Origin of the sequence: Bradyrhizobium sp. WSM1253, from assembly GCF_000244935.1 — a bacterium.
Lineage (GTDB): Bacteria > Pseudomonadota > Alphaproteobacteria > Rhizobiales > Xanthobacteraceae > Bradyrhizobium > Bradyrhizobium canariense.
The window spans coordinates 8,219,243-8,236,069 of sequence record NZ_JH600073.1 but is presented as its reverse complement, the minus strand read 5'-3'; the positions used below and the strand labels follow the sequence as shown (position 1 = coordinate 8,236,069).

The following is a 16,827-nucleotide window of genomic DNA, read 5'->3' as shown; positions in this document are numbered from 1 at the left end:
CCGGCTGCCACCGGACGGCCTTGTGAGCCATGCTTCCGTGTGAGATGGCGCGGTGTATAGCGCGATTTCGACCAGAAGCAAGGAAATAAGGGCCTTTCGGGGCGGCTTTCGCCCGCGAAAGGCCCTCTTCCGTAAAGATCACGCTGCGCCCGCGGACCCCACTAGCATTTGGGCTGGTTCGGCGGGCACTTCTTTGCCGCCGGCGGCGGAGCCGGAGGACGCGGTGGGGGCGCTGCTGGGCGCGGCGGCGGCGGTGGCGCGACGGCCATCCGAGGCGGCGGAGGTGGCGCCGGCCGGGCGACCGGCGGCGGCGGCGCGGGACGCGCCATTGGCGGCGGCGCCGGCCGAGCGACCGCGGCGGGCGGAGCCACCCGTGGCGGTGGCGGCGGTGCAATACGCGGTGGAGGCGGAGGCGTCGGGCGCGCCACGGCCTGAGGCCGCGGTGGTGGTGGTGCCGGCGGCCGGGCAGCCTGGGCGGGAGCAGCGGTCGGCTGATGCTGCGGCCGGATCGGCTCCCGCACCGCCGAGGGCGGCGGCGTGACCGGTCGTCCAACTGGGCCAGGAGGCGGAGGCGTGCGGGCAGCCGGCGGCGAGCCAGCCGGCTCCCGGGTCGCGGACTTGCCATGGTCCCCAGGCCCGGTCCCGGGCGGGGCCCGGGTAACCGGCGGCTTCGGCAGTTGGCCGGGCACAGCGGCCGGGCTTGTCGCCGTGGGCGCAGTCGCCGGCGCGCCCGTCGGTGCACCGGGATGGGCTGGCGGCGTGGTGCCGGGAGCAGCAGTCGTCGGCGCTCCCGCAGGCACTCCCGCAGGCACTCCCGAATGGGTCGGCAGCGGCGCGCCGGGAGCAGTGGCTGTCGACTGCCCGGGTCTGCCGCCCGGCAGTGGCCCGGCTTCCGCTGACGGTACAGGTGGACCGCCATGGGTGCCGGGAACCGGCAGCGTGTTGGCTTGGGGCAGCTTGGCCGGTGGCGTGGCAGATGGACTGGCAGGCGGAGCGGCAGGTGGCGTACCGGTCGGCGCGGCATTGGCGGGCGTCGCCGGACGCGTTCCTGGCCTCGCCGTCGGCCGCATCGTCGCGCTCGGCGGCATCGGCGCCTTGCCCTGCTGAATCAGGGCGGCACGCTGCAGGACCGCCTGCGGCATGGCTGGACCAGCCGGATTGGTGCGCCCGGCAATGGCCGGTGTGAGATTGCCCGGTCCCGCTCCGGTACCCGCACCCGCACCCGCACCCGCACCCACCGCCGGTGCCGGCGGCTGGTTGATCACTGTGTTGATGACCGTCGTATTATGGATGTTCTGATAGATGATGTTGTTCGGCGGCGGTGCGACATAGACCGGCGGCCTGACGAACACGGGAATCGGCACGAACATCGGCTGCGGCAGCACGAACAGGCCGATCACCGGCATCGGCGGCGACAGCACGACGAAATCCGGCGGCGGCGGCGGCAGATAGTAGACCGGCGGCGGCGGTGGCGGCGCGAAGCCAAAATCCGGATCGCTGAAATACAGTACGGGACGGTCGACATAGACCACCTCCTCCGGCGGCGGTGGCGGCACGTCGTAGTCGATCATCGCGAAGCTCGGCGGCGGCTCGGGCGGCGCGGTGAGAATCGCCAGGCGCCGGCGCGCATCCGCCGCATGCGGACCGCGCGGATAGCGACGCAGATACGACCAATAGGCTTCCGGCGTGTCGGTACGATAGGTCCGCCGCCAGGTGATGGCCTCGCGGCGCGCCGCGACGATCACCAACACGCGCTTCGACAGCGGGTCGCCGGGATAGGCGGAGAGAAACTCTTCGTAAGCTGGAAGCGTGTCGCGCGTGAGCGCGGCGGCATAGGCATCCTGCACGCCGAGATCGCGGATCGGCTTGTTGCGGATCGCAGCGACTTGGTCGGGCGCGGCCTCCGGCGGCGGCGCGTCGGGCCCGCGCTCGAAGAACGAGAATTGCGCCGATATCTTCTGCTCGTTCCAGGGCACCTGCGCGCCCTTGCTGGCCTCATTGACGCGCAGGCGAACGCGGTCGAACACTTCGGGCAGCGGCAGGCCGCCGGTGCGGATCATCTCCGCCAGCGACTGCGCATAGATGCCGTACGGTCCGGGCTCCTCGGGCGCCACCGTGCCGGGCGCGGCGTTGAACGCGATCAGCATGTTGGCGTCGGGCTCGACCAGCGCAAGTCCGCTCGCGATCTGCTGGCCGCCCTCCACGAAGGGCTGCGCCCGCGCGGCGTCGAGCACGACGATGTTGGCCTTGAGCGGAACGGAGGCGAGCTGGCGGAGATAGTCGCCGATGCGCAAGCCTTCGGTCGGAATGTCGGTGTCGCGGGTGATGTTGGAGTCGACCGGGATGAAATAATTCTCACCCGCAAGCTGCACGCCATAGCCGGCGAGATACACCATCGCGACGGTGCCCGGTCCGGAGGCCTGCGCCTTCTGGATGAAATCGCGAAAGCTCTTGCGCAGCGTGTCGCCGTCGAGATCGCGGGCGCCGACGACGTCGAAGCCCGCCGCCTGCAGCGTCTGCGCGATCAGGCCGGCATCGTTTGCCGTCGTCGCCAGCGGCGACTTGGCATAAGCGCCGTTGCCGACCACGAGCGCGATACGCTTTTCCTGCTGCTGCGCACGCGCCGGCTCCGGCGCGCCTGCGGCAAGGACCGCGATCGGCAGGAGAAGGCAAATGAAGGCTCTGAGCGTCCCACGCATGGCTTGCTTGCCCGTTTTGTTGTTGAGGTGCCGCCCCGCATCAGACGCGTGGCCAGCTGAATGGCACTTGAACGAAAGGCTTCCAAATAGCGAAGACTTGGATTGAGGCGGAGGGATGGCCACCCGCGCCGGCGTCAGCTCCGCGTAAGTGACGCGGCGACGCACCGGCGCGAGGCGAAGTCAGCCGGTTCAGCCCTGCGCGATCAGGTCGACCGTTCCCGTCGTGAGCCGATAGATGCCGCCGACGACCTTCAGCTTGCCCTGCTCCACGGCCGCGTTGAGGATCGGCGCTGCCGATTTCAGCTTCGCGATGTTGTCGATGACGTTCTGCCGGATCGCCTTGTCGAGAACGTCCCCGCCCTGCTGCATCGCAGCCTTGGCGGCGGGCGTGATCGCATCGACCAGCGAGGGAATATGGCCCGGCGGCGGCTTGTTGTCCTTGATCGCCTTCAGCGTCGCATCGACCGCGCCGCAAGCGTCATGGCCGAGCACGAGGATCAGCGGCGTATTCAGTACGGCCACCGCGTATTCCATGCTGGCGATGGTTTCGGTGCCGGCAAAATTTCCGGCGACGCGGCAAACGAACAGATCGCCACGGCCGGTGTCGAAGGCATATTCCGGCGCGATGCGCGAATCGGCACAGCTCAGCACGGCGGCAAACGGGTTCTGTCCGCCGACCAACGCCTCGCGCTCGTGCTTGAAATCGTGCCGCCGCGACACCCCGTCGACATAGCGCGCATTGCCTTCCGTCAGGCGCTTCAACGACGCATCGGGTGACAGCACGTTCTGCGGCTTGGGCGGCGCCTTGGTCTCCTTGGCGAAAGCATTGCCGGCGAGGGCAAGGCCGAACGCGGCGGCGCCAAACAGCATTGCGGACCGCCGCGACGGCCCAGCGTTTCCCTGCAGAGCTTCAGAGCATTTGTCGCACATGTCGCGTTTCCTCCCGGCGAGGTGGACGATGGCATCGCCGCGATCATAGCCGCAATGACGTGACGAAACCACAACATCCGCAGGGAGCACGCACGACCTTCAGCGCTGGCCACTCGATCAGAGCTGCTGCACGTCCACCACGCCCGCGACCGCCTTGATGGCGCCGGCGATCTGCGGCGAGACCTTGAAGCGGCCGGGCAGCTTCATCTCGACCTCGGTCTCGAGGTCGAGCATCATGACCAGCGAGACCTCGCCGTCGCCGTTGGAGCGGGGCGCGGTGCCCGGACTGCCGACCTTCGGCGCGGCGCCGTTGGAAGCGGCCATGTCGGGGCCGGCGAGACGCTTGGCGATCGATTCCAGGGGCTTGGTATCGCGCACGAAGATGCGCAGGCCCTTCTGCGTCTTGGCCGCCGCCTCGTCCAGCGGTTCGGCGTGGAGCACGCGCGCGCGGACGTCCTCGCCCTGAAGCTCGGCGCCGAGCTGGAGCAGCACCGCGGCGCCCGGCTCCAGCACGTCGCGATATTGCGCAAGGCCTTCGGAGAACAGCACCGCCTCAAAGTGACCCGTGGGATCAGAGAGCCCCATAATGCCCATCTTGTTGCCGGTCTTGGTGCGCCGCTCCATGCGCGACACCACCGTGGCGGCGACCTTGCCTGCGGTGGCGCCGGTCTTCACCGCGCGCGAGAACTCGGCCCAGGACTGCACACGCAGCCGCTTCAGCACGGTGGCGTAATCGTCGAGCGGATGCCCCGACAGGAAGAAGCCGATCGCATCATATTCGCGGCGCAGCCGCTCGGCCGGCAACCAAGGCTCGATCTGCGGCAGCATGATGGTCGGCGCGTCGGCCGAGCTGCCGAACATGTCGTTCTGGCCGATGGTTGCAGCTTCGTTCGCCCGCTGGCATGCGGCGAGAATCGAGTCGGCGCCGGCGAAGACCCGCGCCCGGTTCGGCTCCAGGGTGTCGAAGGCGCCCGCAGCAGCGAGGCTTTCGATGATGCGCTTGTTGATCGCGCGCGGCGACACTCGCGCGGCGAAGTCGGCGAGCGAGGTGAACAAGCCGTTTTTGGTCCGCTCCGCGATGATCTGCTCGACGGCCGCAATGCCGACGCCCTTCAGCGCCGCGAGCGCGTAGTAGATGGTCTTGTCGCCGACCTCGAAAGTCGCGCCGGAGCGATTGACGTTGGGCGGCTCGACCTTGATGCCGAGGCGCTGCGCCTCGGCGCGGAATTCGGACAGCTTGTCGGTATTGTTGAGATCGAGCGTCATCGACGCCGCGATGAACTCCACCGGGTAATGCGCCTTCATGTAGGCGGTGTGGTAGGACACCAGCGCATAGGCCGCCGCGTGGCTCTTGTTGAAGCCGTAGTCGGCGAATTTCGCCAGCAGCTCGAAGATGGTATCGGCCTGCCCCTTCGGCACGCCGTTCTTCACTGCGCCTGCGACGAAGATCTCGCGCTGCTTCTCCATCTCGGCGCGGATCTTCTTGCCCATGGCGCGGCGCAGCAGGTCGGCGTCGCCGAGCGAATAGCCCGACATCACCTGCGCGATCTGCATCACCTGTTCCTGGTAGATGATGACGCCGAAGGTCTCTTTGAGAATCGGCTCCAGCACGGGGTGGAGATATTCCGGCTCCTCGTCGCCGTGCTTGCGCGCGCAATAGGTCGGGATGTTCGCCATCGGACCCGGTCGATAGAGCGCGACCAGCGCGATGATGTCCTCGAAACGGTCGGGGCGCATGTCGACCAGCGCGCGCCGCATGCCCTGGCTTTCAACCTGGAACACGCCGACCACCTCGCCGCGCGCCAGCATCTGGTAGCTTTCGGCATCGTCGATCGGCAGCGTCGCGAGATCGACATGGATGTCGCGCGGCTTGAGCAGTTTGCACGCCACGTCGAGCACGGTCAGCGTCTTCAGACCGAGAAAGTCGAACTTCACGAGGCCCGCGGGCTCGACCCATTTCATGTTGAACTGGGTTACCGGCATGTCGGATTTGGGATCGCGATACATCGGCACGAGTTCGCTCAAGGGGCGATCGCCGATCACGATGCCGGCCGCATGCGTCGAGGCGTGACGGGTCAGGCCTTCGAGGCGCTGCGCGATGTCGAAGGCGCGCGCCACCACCGGGTCCTCGTCGCGGAACGCCTGGAGCTTCGGCTCGCTCTCGATCGCGGCGGCCAGCGTCACCGGCGCCGCCGGATTCTGCGGCACGAGCTTGGTGAGCTTGTCGACCTGGCCATAGGGCATCTGCAGCACGCGGCCGACGTCGCGCAGCACGCCGCGCGCCTGCAGCGTACCGAAGGTGATGATCTGCGCGACCTGGTCGCGACCGTAGCGCTCCTGGACGTATCTGATCACCTCGCCGCGGCGGTCCTGGCAGAAGTCGATGTCGAAATCCGGCATCGAGACGCGTTCCGGATTGAGGAAGCGCTCGAACAGCAGACCAAACTTGATCGGGTCGAGGTCGGTGATGGTCAGCGCCCACGCAACCAGCGAGCCCGCGCCGGAGCCACGGCCTGGCCCGACCGGAATGCCCTGGCCCTTTGCCCATTTGATGAAGTCGGAGACGATCAGGAAGTAGCCCGCGTACTTCATGCGCATGATGACGTCGAGCTCGAACGCAAGCCGCGCGTCGTAGTCTTCTTCCGTCGTGCCCTGCGACAGCCCGTGCACGCGCAGGCGGTTGGCGAGCCCCTCCTCCGCCTGCCGCTTCAATTCGGCCGCCTCGACCGCGGCGGCATCGGAGCTTGCGGCAGCGCCGACCGTGAAGAACGGCAGGATCGGCTTGCGCGTCATCGGCCGGAACGAGCACCGCTCGGCGATTTCGACCGTCGAGGCCAGCGCCTCCGGAATATCGGCGAACAGCACCGCCATCTCGGCGCGGGTCTTGAAGCGGTGATCGGGCGTAAGCTGCTCGCGCTCGGTCTCCGCGATCAGCCGCCCGCCGGCGATGCAGAGCAGCGCGTCATGGGCTTCGTAATCGTCGGTCGCGGCGAAATACGGCTCGTTGGTCGCGACCAGCGGCAGGCCCTTGGTATAGGCGATGTCGATCAGGCTGCTTTCGACCCGCCGCTCCTTCTCGATGTTGTGGCGCTGCAATTCGACGTAGAGGCGGTCCCCGAACAGGCTGGCCAGACGCTCGCAGCGCGCCGCCGCGAGCTCGCTATAACCGCCGGCAAGCGCCAGCGAGATCGGCCCGTCCGGACCGCCCGTCAGCGCGATCAGGCCTTCGGTCTCGCCTTCGAGCCAGTCGAACTTGATGTGGGGCGCATGAGTGTCGGGCGTCTCCATGAAGGCGCGCGAGTTCAGCCGCATCAGGCTGCGATAGCCGCGCTCCTGCGCGGCCAGCAGCACCACGCGCGAGGGCAGCAGCACGTTACGCGCAGTGGGATCCTGGTCGCCGAACTCGATCGCGATCTCGCAGCCCACGATCGGCTGGATACCGGAGCCCGCCATCTTGTCGGAGAACTCCAGCGCACCGAACATGTTGTCGGTGTCGGTCAACGCCAGCGCCGGCTGATGGTCTTTCTTGGCAAGCTCGGCGAGCTTGGCGATCTTGATCGAGCCCTTGAGCAGCGAATAGGCCGAGTGAACGTGAAGGTGGACAAATCCGGCGCTCGGCATGGTCGCGTGACGGCCTCTTGCAGATGAGATGGAGCGGTCACCGGCACGGGAGGCATCCTGCACTCGCCCGGCCGACTCGCCTCATAATGGTGGGGCGTCACGCTGCCAGAGTCCACGCCAGAGCGGCCAATCGGCCGCGTCGTCCTGCTTTTCCCCAACCTAGCCAGCGCCTAGAGCTGCGGGAGCACCTGGGCCCAGATCGCGATCATCCCGACAAACAGCGCGATCGAGGCTAGCGCGGCGGCTTCTTCGACGAAAATCCTGAACATGGCTTACTCCATGGTGAGAACGTATGAAGAACATTGTTCTCATTTCGTTCTCAGGAGTCAAGCCATCTCGACCGTCTCGAAACGGAATGGTTAACCCGCTGAAGTCCAACAACAAAAAAGCCCCGGCCGATGGCCGGGGCTTTCGCCGACCGCTCGAAGTCGAGCGATCGATATCAGGCATCTACTCAGTAACGGCCGAGGCTCGGGCCGCCGAACTTGTAGTTCAGGCGGACGAGGCCCATGTCGACGTCCTGACGGATGCGATCGGTCGAGGGCACCAGCGCGAAGGTGACGTTCTTGTCCTGCAGGAAGATATGGTTGTACTCGACGCCAACCGACCAGTTCGGGGCGAAACCGTACTCGAGGCCGGCACCGATCGTGCCACCCCAACGGGTCTGATCGTTCGAGGACAGCAGCGCGCCGCCAAGGGTCGAGACTTCATACTTGCTGCCGGCGACAGCCGCGCCGCCCTTGGCGTAAACGAGGACGTTGTTCCAGGCGTAGCCGATCTGACCGGTGATCAGACCGAACGAGTCGATCTTGGAGCGGTTGCGCGTCGCGAACAGCGCGCTGACGTTGTCGCCCGAGAAGTCAGCCCAGTTGCCCTGACCTTCGATGCCGAACACCCACTGGCCCGACTGCATGCGGTAGCCGATCTGGCCGCCGACCGTGCCGCCGGTCGCATCGTGCGAACCCTCGCGGCCACCGCCGACGAGATCCCAGGTCGAATGGGCGGAACCGCCGCCGCCGTTGATACCGATGTAGAAGCCGCTCCAGTCGTAGATCGCGGCAACCATCGCCGGCGCCTTGGTGTAAGGCCGCGCAGCGAGGTCAGCAGCCAGCGCCGGTGCGGTCGCGCCGAGCGCGACAAGGCTCACAGCAGCAAGCAACAGATTCTTGTTCATTTGATTCCCGTTCCAGTTTCGTCGTTAGGCCCCCGGGCCGTGGCGTCGTCATACCAGCGCGCGACGGAATTGCTGTAACCTCGACGCCACAGTCCGCGCCAAAGGATCGCGCTTCATTAATGAAGATTTACCAACGCGCGCTGGAAACCCTTTGAAACAAGTGTTTTCATGAGTTCCATTGTCGATTACACGACATCTGCGGCACGCGCGCGTGACAACGTCGCGCGCACGTTCGCGTGATTGGAGAATTGAATGCGCAGACGAATTGCCCTCCCCATTATCGCCATATTTTCGCTCGCCCTCGCCACATTTGGGCTCACGCTCAGCGCAAGCGTGCCTGCGCGCGCGTTCGGGACCCACCATGCCTTCTGCCTGACCGGCGATGAATGGCCGGGGCTGAGCAATTGCACGTTCGACAGTTACGCGCAGTGCCAGGCGAGTTCGTCGGGCCGCGCCCTCACCTGCATCGCGAACCCTTATTTCGCAGGTCAGAGCGATGACCCCTATGCGTATCAGAACAGGCCGCGCGCGCAGGTGCCGGGTTATTCACCCGGTTACTACGTGCCGCGCTGAGATGCGTCGCACTCGCCTCGCGCTCCTCGCGATCGGCCTGCTCCTCGCGGGCGCGCCTGCGCGCGCGCAGACCTATGATCCGAGCTATCCGGTCTGCATGCAGATCTACGGCCCCGTCGGCTATTTCGATTGCCGCTACACCTCGCTCGAGCAGTGCAGATTTTTAGCAGTCGGTCGGTCGGCGACGTGCGTAGCGAACCCGTATTTTGCGCAGAAGAAGCCCCCTCGCCACTCGCGGCGCGTCAATTAAATCGGGACTCTGATATGCGGCCCGCCTTTTGGATGCGGCCCGAGATCCGGTAGCTTGAGGACACCTCCTTAACCAGCCATCGTCACGATCAACGGTCCGCTTCGCGTGGCGATGACCGTGTGCTCGTATTGAACGGTCGGCGCCTCGGGGCTGCTATAGAGCGTCCACGGATCGTCGCCATCCTCTGCCCATTCCGCGCCAAGGGACAAAAACGGCTCGACGGTGAACACGAGGCCTTCGCTCATCACGCGGCGTTCAGAGCGGTCGGGCCATGTTGCGATCTCCGTCGGCTCTTCGTGGAGCGACAGGCCGACACCGTGACTGGCAAGGTTCCTGACCAGGCTGTAACCGTTCTTCCGCGCAAAGGTCCCGATGGCCTGACCGATTCCGGCGATCGGCTTGCCGGCTCCAACCTGCTGCAGGCCCGTCCACATTGCGCGCCGGCCATCCCTGCAAAGACGTTCGACCACTCGCGTTGCGGGTGGAACGGCGAACGATGCTCCCGTATCCGCAAAGAAGCCGTTCTTCTCGGCTGACACGTCGATGTTCACGAGGTCCCCACGCGCGATCCGCCGATCGCCCGGGATGCCATGAGCGATCTCCTCGTTCACGCTGATGCAGGTTGCGCCCGGAAAGTCGTAGGCCAGCTCCGGAGCCGAACGTGCGCCGGCAGCCTCCAGCAGTACACGCCCGATCCGATCGAGCTCGGAGGTGGTCATGCCCGGCTCGAGCGCCTTCCCCATTGCCTCCAGGATATTGGCGACGATGCGCCCGATTTCTTTCAGGCGCGCGAGGTCGTTGTCATCCGAGATTGTCATGTCATGCTCTTCCGAAAGCCGGGACATAGCCCTTGTGACGGCGGCTTGCAAACGGGAGAGATCGCTTCCAAAGCGCGTTCAGATATCGTCAAGCAAGCTGCGGACTTTGGCAGCCAGGTCTTCGATAGCGAAGGGCTTCGGAAGCAGATGCTTGCCGGCATCGAGCACGCCATTGTGAACGATTGCATCGCGCGTGTAGCCGGTGGTGAACAGCACTTTCAGCGCCGGGAATCGTCTCGACAGCTCGGCCGCCAGCTCGGCGCCGGTCATGTCGGGCATGACGACATCCGTGAACAGCAGATCCGGAACGAAACCATTTTCGATCGTCCTGATCGCCTCTTTGGCGCTGGCTGCCTCGATGACGGTATAGCCAAGTTCGCGCAGGCTTTCCGACGACATGCTGCGGACGCGCTCGTCGTCTTCCACGACGAGAATGGTTTCGTTCTGATGGCTCGCACCGGCGGGTGTCTCTTCCTGCGACAGATCTGAGCTCGCCTCCTCGCCGGCGAAGCGTGGAAGGTAGATCTTCACGGTCGTGCCAACATCGACTTCCGAGTCAATTTTGACATGGCCGCCCGACTGCCGCACGAAACCGTAAACCTGACTGAGGCCGAGGCCGGTGCCCTTGCCCACGACCTTGGTCGTGAAAAACGGATCGAACACCTTGCCGAGCACATCGGCCGGAATTCCCGTGCCGTTGTCCGTCACGGCGACGAGAACGTACTGCCCGGGTGCGAGTGCATACTCGCGAGCATATTTTCGGTCTATCGAGGCGTTGCTGGTTTCTATCGTCAGCCTGCCGCCCTTCGGCATGGCATCGCGCGCATTGACCGCGAGATTGATCACGGCGCTTTCGAGCTGGGCCGGGTCTGCCTTGACCCGCCAGAGGGCATCCGCCAGCACCGTATCGAGGCGGATTAGCTCGCCAAGCGACCGCTCGAGCAGCTCGCTCATCCCGCCGACCATCTTGTTGATGTCAACGACCTCAGGCGCGAGCGGCTGTTGGCGCGAGAACGCGAGCAGCCTCTGCGTCAACGTGGCTGCGCGATTTGCGCCGTCGATGGCGCCCTCGATGAAGCGGTCTATGCTGACCTCTCCCCTGCTGAGCCGCCGCTTGGCAAGGTTCAAGCTGCCGAGAATCACGGCCAGCATATTGTTGAAGTCGTGAGCAATGCCTCCGGTCAATTGCCCGACGGCTTCCATCTTCTGGGATTGCCGCAATTGCTCTTCAGCTTTCATGCGCTCGGCGATTTCGTCGGCAACACGTTGCTCCAATCCCGCATTGAGCGCCTCGAGCCGGGTCAAGAGCTGGGCGTTGTCGATAGCGGTGGCGGCATGGCCCGCAATGCCAAGCAATGCGGATTCATGCTCGGCCTGGAATTTACCCGTCTCTGCGTGACCGAAGAAAAGTCCGCCGAAGACTTCGCCGGTGCGCGAGATCACAGGGACCGCCAGATAGGATCGGACCGGAAGATGGCCCTCGGGCATGCCTTTCCGCGGCGCGTTCTTGCCATAGCGGGGGTCCTGCAGAATGTCGTCGGACCTCACCACGCCGGAGCCCTCGAAAGTCGGGCCAAAGAGGGCGGTGTTGCGCGGCATCGGAAAGTTTTCAAACGCGGATGGCGAGGCACCGGACAGCGAATACAGCATATAGCTGCCGCCATCCGGCGCCAGAACGTTGTAGAAAAAGGCGCCGAATTGAGCACCCGTGAGTCCGACGCCGGCATCCGTGACGATCTGGACGATCTTGTCGAGGTCGCGTTCGCGAGAGACCGAGGCCCCGGTATCATTCAGTATTCTGAGATGACGCTCGGTTTTCTTTTGCGCGGTGATATCCAGAACCGTTCCAATGAACCGAACAGCCTGGCCGTCGGCAAAGATGGCTTGACCGGTCGCGGCGATCCAGCGTTCGACCCCATCCTCGATGCCAATGGTCCGGTATTCCATGTTGTAGTTTGGCGGAGAGTGCGGCGTCAGCGCTGCGGAGACGGCCTCGTGGGCGCGCTGCCGGTCCTCGGGATGAAGGCCCTTCAGGAACGAGCCTTCATAGCTGACTTCGGCGTCGGGCGATAAGCCGAATACCTCCTTGCAGCGGCTATCCCATCGAAGAACGTTGTTGACCGGGTCGTAGTCCCAGGTGCCGATACCAGCCGCCTTGTTTGCAAGCGTCAGTCGTTCGGCAGCCTCCCGCGCCGCCTGTTCCGATCGGACGCGCTCGATGTGGGCCCACGATCGCTCGGTCACTTCGGTGAGCAAGGCGAGTTCGCGCGGCGTCCACTGGTGCGGGCCGCGGTGATGAATCGCCATCAGGGCGGTCAGTCGCCCTTCTTTCACCAAGGGCATGCAAATCGTCGAACCGATCCCGATGTTCTGGAAAGTGGCGGCTTCGTCCGGCGCAATCTCCCTTAGATTGTCATTGATGATGAGCGGCCTGCCCGCACTCAACTCTCGCACCGCCTGCTTGCCAAAATCGGCCAGACTGTAGTGACCGATGATATGCATTGCGCCGGGCGCGGCCCAATCGCCGCGTATGGTGAAGCCGTCCTGGTCCGGATCCATGTCGGCGTAGGCGCAGTTCGAGACGCCGAGATGCTCGCCGACCATTTTGGTCGTGACCGCCATCACGCCGTCGGCATCGCGAGTCCTGGCCGTCTCCTTGTTGAGTGCGTCCAGGAAAAGCAGGCGGGCTTCGTTCTCCCGCACAGCCGTTTCCGCACGGCGGCGCTCCACGGCCGTGCGCGTGCGCTCGGCAACATCGCGAATAAGCTCCAGCTCTTCGGGGCTCCATTCGCGCGGCTTGGCATCGTTCAGATAGAGCAGCGCCACGACCCCGTCGGGCTCCGAGATCGGCATGTTGACGAGCGCGCGCGCAGAGATCGCCTCGAGAGCATTGGCACGATCGCCGACGCGAGGGTCTTTCTCCGCATCGGCACAGACGACGGTCTCGCCCCGCTTGAGGTCTTCGATGTAGCTGCCATAGTCGCGAAACCGCAGCACGCCTGCGAGGCTCAGGATGCCCGGTGCGTTCCAGTCGCGGACAATGGTGATGGTCTCGGCTGAGGTGTCGACCGTGCCGTAACCTGCCCTGCTGACGTTCAGGCTGCGGCCGAGCAGCTCCGCCGCGGCGTAGGCGAGATCGTCGGGATTGCTGATCTCTCGGATGTAGTCGCCGAGTGTGGCTAAGACGGAATTGCGATCGGCCGAGCGGACCCCGGTCGCTGTCGTCATTGGTGTTCCCCTGCCACTTCCCTAGCTCCACGAGGAGCCAGCCGTTTGATCGTCCCGCTGCTGTTCGCTTCGACCACAGGTAGCCCGCCTGACTTTCTGAGTGATGCAGCCGGGTCGCGCAAATTGTCTGCGCGATAACCGCATGATGGCATTTAGGTTCCCGTCGTCACCGTCCCCTGGGAGGCTGCCGTTCTGCCTGCTCCCACCTGGTCGCCAGATTACCAATCCAGACGTGGCGGACGGACCCTGGAAACTGGAAAACGAAGCGCGCCCCTTCGTCCGCAAGTTCGCGATGCTGAAGAAGGAGAACGGCGCTTCGTTCCGGCCTATGGAGAATGGCGTCTGTCTTGCGAAAGCGGAAAGCGCGTGCCGCTGACATTCGCGGGCGAGATCGACGAGACGGCCGTCGGCAAGAGCACCATCCTGGTAACGGCGGACGCCGCTCCGGACAAGACGGCCGGAGGGTCTGCATTGCGGGCCGGAAAATATGAGGTCTGGCGCGGCAGCATCGATCCCGAGATGGTCAAGGCGATACTGGCGTCCCGCTCCCTGCATGTCCGCGAAACCATGCTGCTACCCGACGACGAGGCGGACATCACGAAATTCGACATCGACCTGACGGGCCTGACGTCAGTGTGGCCGCAGCTTGCGACGTCATGCGCGGTGACGACGCCGGCTCCCAAGAGCCCGTGGCCGGCTATTCAGCAGCCGAACGCCAGCGTAACGCCCCCGGCCGCACCGTCGCCATGAGTCAACGTAGCGAAACTCGAACATCGCGCCGAAGGTCAGCTCTGCCAGGGAGTGTTGCGGATGCGAGTGCATGCGTTCGGCTTGTGAAATGTGGGGTCGTGATCTTCGATGTAATCGAAATTAACAGTCCCGAACGTGGTCTGCGGCTTCTTCAAGGCTGAGCAGGTTTGTATCTGAAGGAACTCGTTCTTGAAGTCACCGCGCGGAAATGCGGTGGTCACCTGGTCGCGCTGCTCCGGCGTGTACTCATCATAGCCAATCCCCACGACGTCGACCAAAACGCCCGCATTCGTGAGAGCGATTTCCGGCCGCATGTATTGTGGAATTCCAGGCGTCGTATGTAGCGCGATCGCCTCCCAAACCAGATCGGCCTTTGGCTCGTCAATGCCGTGTCCCCTCAGAAATTCGCGGGCGGCATCGGCGCCATCAACTTCAAATCGCTTGGTCTGTGTATGGTAATGGTCGACAAGCCCGAGATCGTGGAACAGCGCCGCGATGTAGAGCAGCTCGGAATCGAATTTTAGATTTTTCCGATGTCCCTTGATCGCGCCGAACACAAAGACGCGGACCGAGTGGTTGAACAACATGTCGTTTTCGTACTGGCGCACCAGCTCGGCGGCCTCCCGTGCGATCTTACTGTCGGGAATCTTCACGCCGGAAATTGCGATGGTCATATCAAGCTCCTGCCTTGAATCGCCGATTTCTCAGGACATGCCGTCGCAGTCGAAGGCATGTCTGTACCCTCTTGCCGTCTGGCACCGCGGTCAGGCTGCCATCTCCTCCTTCGCGGCCTGTGGCGTATTTCGGAAGCTGATTGCCATGCGATTGTACGCGTTCATCAGGCCGATCGCGATGGTGAGATCGACGAGCTCGCGCTCCTGGAAGACGGCGCGGGCAGCCTCGTAAGCTTGATCCGGGATGCCGGTTTCAGCCACAAGGGTCACCGTTTCAGCCCATGCGAGGGCGGCACGCTCCCGCTCGTCGAAGAGATGACCGCCTTCCGCCCAGGTCTGCACCAGCGCGATCTTTTCGATCTTCTGTCCGCTCTTCAGCAGATCGCGCGTGTGCATGTCGAGGCAGTAGGCGCAGCCGTTGATCTGCGAAATGCGCAGATAGACCAGAGTGACGAGCGTGGCAGGAAGATTGCTCTGCATGACATAGCCGTAGACGCCGCCGAGCGCTTTCATCCCTGCGGGTGCGATGCGGTCGTAATCGAGACGCTTGGCCATTTTCATACTCCATGATCGGTTCTGTTCGGCGGCGGTCGCCGGATACGTTCCTTGTCTGATAAATGTCCTCGCACTGGTCTACAAAAAAGCACCAAGAATGGACAAAAATCGTGTACCACGAAGGCATGGTCAAACCGCTGCGGCTGGAGCTCGATCGATCTGCGAAGACGCCATTGGCGGAACAAATCCGCAGAGGTATCGGAGCTGCCATCGAGAGCGGCGTGCTGGCGCCGGGAGCTCGTCTGCCGTCCTGGCAGGATTTGGCGGCTCAGCTGGGTGTCGCGCGCGGCACCGTGCGTTCGGCTTACGAAAAGCTCTCCTCCGCGCAATTGATCGTCGCGTCGCGCGCGACCGGAACGCATGTTGCGGATCGGCCCGCCTTTACCCCTCGGCAGGAAGCAGCTCCCCACCCCGGCTCGTTCATGGAGATGTACCAGGAGCTCACTGCGGGACCGGCCGTTTTCCAGATGGGTGTGCCCGCTCACGAGACCTTTCCCGCCAAGCTGTTCGCGAGGATGCGCACGCGGGCGGTGCGCGCGGAGACGAGCGCACCGGCCATCTACCGGGATCCCCGCGGCGAGCTGGAATTGAGGCGCGACATCGCTGCGTATCTGGCGCTGGCGAGGGGGATCGAATGTGCACCGTCGCAGATCATCATCACCGGCGGCTTCAGCAGCGGGCTCGGACTGGCACTCCGGGTTCTCTGCCTCGAGCAGAAAAAGGTCTGGATGGAGGACCCGGGCTTCCCCTTCACTAGGCACGGGCTTGAGCTTGCAAGCTTGTCGATCACGCCGATCCCGGTTGACGCGGACGGCATCGACGTCGGTTACGGCCTGAAACACGCTCCCGATGCTGCATTGGTCGTCGTGACCCCGGGACAGCAGGCACCGCTTGGCTCGACATTGTCACTGGCAAGACGTTCGCGTCTTCTCGACTGGGCCGCCCATGAACGGGTCTGGGTGATCGAGGACGACTATCTCAGCGAGCTTCAGCTGAGAGGTCGGGCCACACCGGCGCTCGCTTCTCTCGATCGTTTCGGGCGCGTCATTCACATCGGGTCTTTCAGCAAGACCCTGACTCCTGCCTTGCGGCTGGGCTTCGTCGTTGCACCCGCCTCTCTGGCTTCCCGTTTTGCCGAGGTTGCGGCATGCCTCGCTCCGGCGCCCGGGCCCTCCGTACAACTCGCAACCGCCGAATTCATCCGCGACGGCCACTATCTACGGCATCTTCGACGCACGAAGCGGGCCTATGCCGCGCAAGGCGATGCGCTGCTGAAATATTTGAAGGCAGGCGCCAAGGACGTTGCCAAGGACGTTGCGATCGCCGGATTGGCCGCGGTCCTGAGACTGCCGGACGGAACCTCCGACGTCGCGATCGCGCGGGAAGCGGCATCGTTTGGATTGGCGCCCACGCCGCTGTCGCTATGGCATGCGTCTGCGGTCTCGGCGCGATCCGGCCTGTTGCTGGGCGTCGCCACATCGCCCCACAAGAGGATCGAGGCATCCTGCGATCGGCTGCTTCAGATCATCGACCGTCATACTTGACGAACTCGGGC

Annotated in this window: 12 protein-coding genes; 4 read left to right on the top strand and 8 right to left on the bottom strand. The window is 64.5% G+C overall.

Annotated features, from left to right (window positions below; translation table 11 throughout):
- Nucleotides 1-161: 161 nt before the first annotated feature.
- From BRA1253DRAFT_RS39940 to BRA1253DRAFT_RS39925, 4 genes are all read right to left on the bottom strand, one after another.
- Nucleotides 162-2,699: a caspase domain-containing protein gene (locus BRA1253DRAFT_RS39940; RefSeq protein ID WP_007603624.1), complete on the bottom strand. Its 2,538-nt coding sequence runs from the start codon at nucleotides 2,697-2,699 to the stop codon at nucleotides 162-164.
- A gap of 189 nt (nucleotides 2,700-2,888) precedes the next feature.
- Nucleotides 2,889-3,629 carry a carbonic anhydrase gene (locus BRA1253DRAFT_RS39935; RefSeq protein ID WP_007603623.1) on the bottom strand — a complete coding sequence of 247 codons (741 nt, stop codon included), beginning with the start codon at nucleotides 3,627-3,629 and terminating at the stop codon, nucleotides 2,889-2,891.
- 117 nt (nucleotides 3,630-3,746) lie between these two features.
- On the bottom strand, nucleotides 3,747-7,250 hold the full coding sequence (dnaE, locus tag BRA1253DRAFT_RS39930; protein ID WP_007603622.1) for a DNA polymerase III subunit alpha: 3,504 nt from the start codon (nucleotides 7,248-7,250) through the stop codon (nucleotides 3,747-3,749).
- A gap of 454 nt (nucleotides 7,251-7,704) precedes the next feature.
- A complete protein-coding gene (locus BRA1253DRAFT_RS39925) occupies nucleotides 7,705-8,424 on the bottom strand; it encodes an outer membrane protein (protein ID WP_007603620.1) in 720 nt (239 codons plus the stop codon).
- Nucleotides 8,425-8,676: 252 nt separating this feature from the next.
- Between BRA1253DRAFT_RS39925 and BRA1253DRAFT_RS39920 the strand changes: the two genes are divergently transcribed.
- Both BRA1253DRAFT_RS39920 and BRA1253DRAFT_RS39915 read left to right on the top strand, forming a co-directional pair.
- A complete protein-coding gene (locus BRA1253DRAFT_RS39920; protein WP_007603619.1) occupies nucleotides 8,677-8,997 on the top strand; it encodes a DUF3551 domain-containing protein in 321 nt (106 codons plus the stop codon).
- A 1-nt stretch (nucleotide 8,998) separates the two neighbouring features.
- On the top strand, nucleotides 8,999-9,247 hold the full coding sequence (locus tag BRA1253DRAFT_RS39915) for a DUF3551 domain-containing protein (RefSeq protein ID WP_007603618.1): 249 nt from the start codon (nucleotides 8,999-9,001) through the stop codon (nucleotides 9,245-9,247).
- A gap of 68 nt (nucleotides 9,248-9,315) precedes the next feature.
- Here BRA1253DRAFT_RS39915 and map read toward each other — a convergent pair whose 3' ends face one another.
- On the bottom strand, nucleotides 9,316-10,065 hold the full coding sequence (gene map / locus BRA1253DRAFT_RS39910; protein ID WP_007603617.1) for a type I methionyl aminopeptidase: 750 nt from the start codon (nucleotides 10,063-10,065) through the stop codon (nucleotides 9,316-9,318).
- A gap of 78 nt (nucleotides 10,066-10,143) precedes the next feature.
- Nucleotides 10,144-13,293: a GAF domain-containing protein gene (locus BRA1253DRAFT_RS39905; protein WP_007603616.1), complete on the bottom strand. Its 3,150-nt coding sequence runs from the start codon at nucleotides 13,291-13,293 to the stop codon at nucleotides 10,144-10,146.
- Nucleotides 13,294-13,659: 366 nt separating this feature from the next.
- Here BRA1253DRAFT_RS39905 and BRA1253DRAFT_RS39900 point away from each other — a divergent pair, with 366 nt between their 5' ends.
- Complete coding sequence (locus BRA1253DRAFT_RS39900) at nucleotides 13,660-14,043, top strand: hypothetical protein (protein ID WP_007603615.1); 384 nt, start codon at nucleotides 13,660-13,662, stop codon at nucleotides 14,041-14,043.
- A 35-nt stretch (nucleotides 14,044-14,078) separates the two neighbouring features.
- Here BRA1253DRAFT_RS39900 and BRA1253DRAFT_RS39895 read toward each other — a convergent pair whose 3' ends face one another.
- Both BRA1253DRAFT_RS39895 and BRA1253DRAFT_RS39890 read right to left on the bottom strand, forming a co-directional pair.
- On the bottom strand, nucleotides 14,079-14,717 hold the full coding sequence (locus tag BRA1253DRAFT_RS39895) for an HD domain-containing protein (RefSeq protein WP_007603614.1): 639 nt from the start codon (nucleotides 14,715-14,717) through the stop codon (nucleotides 14,079-14,081).
- Between the two features lie 90 nt (nucleotides 14,718-14,807).
- The gene (locus tag BRA1253DRAFT_RS39890; RefSeq protein ID WP_007603613.1) at nucleotides 14,808-15,272 is read right to left on the bottom strand and encodes a carboxymuconolactone decarboxylase family protein; all 465 of its coding nucleotides are present in this window, start codon (nucleotides 15,270-15,272) and stop codon (nucleotides 14,808-14,810) included.
- Nucleotides 15,273-15,397: 125 nt separating this feature from the next.
- Here BRA1253DRAFT_RS39890 and BRA1253DRAFT_RS39885 point away from each other — a divergent pair, with 125 nt between their 5' ends.
- Nucleotides 15,398-16,816 (top strand): PLP-dependent aminotransferase family protein, encoded by a 1,419-nt coding sequence (locus tag BRA1253DRAFT_RS39885; RefSeq protein WP_007603611.1) that lies wholly within the window; start codon nucleotides 15,398-15,400, stop codon nucleotides 16,814-16,816.
- Nucleotides 16,817-16,827 lie beyond the last annotated feature (11 nt).

Bases quoted from the DNA above. Each gene is read 5' to 3' on its own strand.
- BRA1253DRAFT_RS39940 (WP_007603624.1), bottom strand. From the start codon at position 2,699: ATGCGTGGGACGCTCAGAGCCTTCATTTGCCTTCTCCTGCCGATCGCG.
- BRA1253DRAFT_RS39935 (WP_007603623.1), bottom strand. From the start codon at position 3,629: ATGTGCGACAAATGCTCTGAAGCTCTGCAGGGAAACGCTGGGCCGTCG.
- dnaE (WP_007603622.1), bottom strand. From the start codon at position 7,250: ATGCCGAGCGCCGGATTTGTCCACCTTCACGTTCACTCGGCCTATTCG.
- BRA1253DRAFT_RS39925 (WP_007603620.1), bottom strand. From the start codon at position 8,424: ATGAACAAGAATCTGTTGCTTGCTGCTGTGAGCCTTGTCGCGCTCGGC.
- BRA1253DRAFT_RS39920 (WP_007603619.1), top strand. From the start codon at position 8,677: ATGCGCAGACGAATTGCCCTCCCCATTATCGCCATATTTTCGCTCGCC.
- BRA1253DRAFT_RS39915 (WP_007603618.1), top strand. From the start codon at position 8,999: ATGCGTCGCACTCGCCTCGCGCTCCTCGCGATCGGCCTGCTCCTCGCG.
- map (WP_007603617.1), bottom strand. From the start codon at position 10,065: ATGACAATCTCGGATGACAACGACCTCGCGCGCCTGAAAGAAATCGGG.
- BRA1253DRAFT_RS39905 (WP_007603616.1), bottom strand. From the start codon at position 13,293: ATGACGACAGCGACCGGGGTCCGCTCGGCCGATCGCAATTCCGTCTTA.
- BRA1253DRAFT_RS39895 (WP_007603614.1), bottom strand. From the start codon at position 14,717: ATGACCATCGCAATTTCCGGCGTGAAGATTCCCGACAGTAAGATCGCA.
- BRA1253DRAFT_RS39890 (WP_007603613.1), bottom strand. From the start codon at position 15,272: ATGGCCAAGCGTCTCGATTACGACCGCATCGCACCCGCAGGGATGAAA.
- BRA1253DRAFT_RS39885 (WP_007603611.1), top strand. From the start codon at position 15,398: ATGGTCAAACCGCTGCGGCTGGAGCTCGATCGATCTGCGAAGACGCCA.